This window comes from Stenotrophomonas sp. AGC87 (assembly GCF_057333975.1).
The window spans coordinates 117,114-119,686 of the sequence record NZ_JBHFHW010000032.1; the positions used below are offsets into that span (position 1 = coordinate 117,114).

Below are 2,573 nucleotides of genomic sequence, written 5' to 3' on the forward strand. Positions count from 1 at the left end.
CCGGCGGCCGCTGGAAGACCATCGACGACAAGACCGGCAAGGTGAAGTCGATCGTGGAGATCACCCAGGCCACCAACGGCACCCTGACCGGCAAGGTCGTGGACATCCTGCACTCGGACAAGGGCCCCAATCCGGTCTGCGACGGCTGCGAGGGCACCAACAAGAACAAGCCGGTCAAAGGCATGACCATCCTGTGGAACCTCAAGGCCGACGGCACCAACGCCTGGTCCGGCGGCACCATCCTGGATCCGGGCAACGGCAAGACCTACAAGTCCAAGATGAAGCTGCAGACCGGCGGCGCCAAGCTGGACGTGTCCGGCTGCGTGGCCTTCATCTGCCGCGCCCAGACCTGGGTGCGCGAGTAAGCCTGGCGCTGCTTTTGAGCCCCCGTAACCCGGCTTCGGCCGGGTTACTGCGTTTTGGCGTGCGATAATCCCCGGTTCCCCTGGCAACAGCGCTCATCATGACCCGCACCGCTCTCGTCACCACCGCCCTGCCCTACGCCAACGGCCCGCTGCACCTGGGCCACCTGGTCGGCTACATCCAGGCTGACATCTGGGTGCGCGCGCGTCGAATGAGCGGCGGCAAGACCTGGTTCGTCTGCGCCGATGACACCCACGGCACCCCGATCATGCTCGCGGCCGAAAAGGCCGGCGTGACCCCGGAGACCTTCATCGCCAACATCCAGGCCAGCCATGAGCGCGATTTCGCCGCGTTCGGCGTGGCGTTCGATCATTACGACTCGACCAACTCGGCGGCCAACAAGGCGCTGACCGAAGCCTTCTACCTCAAGCTCGAGGCCGAAGGCCACATCGCGCGCCGCTCCGTGGCCCAGTTCTACGACCCGGCCAAGGGCATGTTCCTGCCCGACCGCTACATCAAGGGCATCTGCCCGAACTGTGGCACGCCGGATCAGTACGGCGACAACTGCGAAGTCTGCGGCGCCACCTACAGCCCGACCGACCTGAAGGACCCGAAATCGGTGATCTCCGGCGCCACGCCGGAAATCCGCGATTCGGAGCATTTCTTCTTCGAGGTCGGCCGCTTCGAAGGCTTCCTGCGCGAGTGGCTGGCCGGCGACGTCGCCCTGCCGGGCGTGAAGGCCAAGCTGGGTGAGTGGCTCAATGCCGAGGGTGGCCTGCGCGCGTGGGACATCTCGCGCGATGCGCCGTACTTCGGCTTCCAGATCCCGGGTCACCCGGGTAAGTACTTCTACGTGTGGCTGGATGCGCCGATCGGCTATCTCTCCAGCTTCCAGGCGCTGTGCGCCAAGACCGGCGAAGATTTCGAGGCGCACCTGCGCGCGGGCACCAGCACCGAGCTGCACCACTTCATCGGCAAGGACATCGTGAACTTCCACGGCCTGTTCTGGCCGGCGGTGCTGCACGGCACCGGCCACCGCGCCCCGACCCGCCTGCACGTCAACGGCTACCTGACCGTGGAGGGCGCGAAGATGTCCAAGTCGCGCGGCACCTTCGTGATGGCCCGCACCTTCCTGGATGCCGGGCTGGAACCGGAAGCGCTGCGCTATTACTTCGCGGCCAAATCCTCCGGCGGCGTGGACGATCTCGACCTGAACCTGGGTGACTTCATCGCGCGCGTCAACGCGGATCTGGTCGGCAAGTTCGTCAACCTGGCCAGCCGCTGCGCCGGCTTCATCAGCAAGCGCTTCGAGGGCCGCCTGGCGGCTGCGCTGCCCGATGCCGCCCAGTACGACCGTTTCGTCGCCGCGCTGGCGCCGATCCGCGAGGCGTACGAGCGCAACGATCCGGCCAGCGCACTGCGCCAGACCATGGCGCTGGCCGACGAAGCCAACCGCTACATCGACGATGAAAAGCCGTGGGTGATCGCCAAGCAGGACGGCGCCGATGCGCAGCTGCAATCGGTCTGCACCCAGGGCCTGAACCTGTTCCGTGTGCTGGTTACCGCGCTCAAGCCGGTGCTGCCGGCCACCGCCGCGCAGGCCGAGGCCTTCCTGGCCGCGCCGGTGCAGGCCTGGACCGACATCGCCACCCCGCTGACCGCGCACACCATCGCGGTGTACGAGCCCCTGTTCACCCGTATCGACCCGAAAAAAATCGACGCCATGACCGACGCATCCAAGGACACCCTGCAGGCCGCCACCCCGGCCCCCGCCGCCCCGGCCAAACCGGCCAAGCCCGCTGCCGCACCGGCACCGGTTGCTGCGGCCGATGGCGAGGCCGCACCGGCCTACATCGGCATCGACGACTTCGCCAAGCTGGATCTGCGCATCGGCAAGGTGCTGGTCTGCGAGTTCGTGGAAGGGTCGGACAAGCTGCTGCGTTTCGAACTCGACGCCGGTGACCTGGGCAAGCGCCAGATCTTCTCCGGCATCCGCGCCAGCTACGGCGAGCCGGAACAGCTGGTCGGCCGCAGCGTGGTCTTCATCGCCAACCTGGCCCCGCGCAAGATGCGCTTCGGCCTGAGCGAGGGCATGATCCTGTCGGCCGGTTTCGACGGCGGCGCACTGGCCCTGCTGGACGCCGACAGCGCCGCGTTGCCGGGCATGCCGGTCCGCTGATCGCTGCGGCAGGGCGGCCCCCGGGTCGCCC

General features: G+C 67.4%; 2 protein-coding genes. Both read left to right on the plus strand.

The genetic code is table 11. The features are described from left to right. The coding region (locus ACE026_RS13235; protein ID WP_486039343.1) for a DUF2147 domain-containing protein at window positions 1-365 on the plus strand (365 nt) is incomplete at its 5' end. Window positions 366-463: 98 nt separating this feature from the next. Then, complete coding sequence (gene metG / locus ACE026_RS13240; RefSeq protein WP_486039344.1) at window positions 464-2,542, plus strand: methionine--tRNA ligase; 2,079 nt, start codon at window positions 464-466, stop codon at window positions 2,540-2,542. Window positions 2,543-2,573 lie beyond the last annotated feature (31 nt).

What these genes read in the sequence shown, in the direction of transcription:
- metG (WP_486039344.1), top strand. Translation starts at nt 464, where the DNA reads ATGACCCGCACCGCTCTCGTCACCACCGCCCTGCCCTACGCCAACGGC.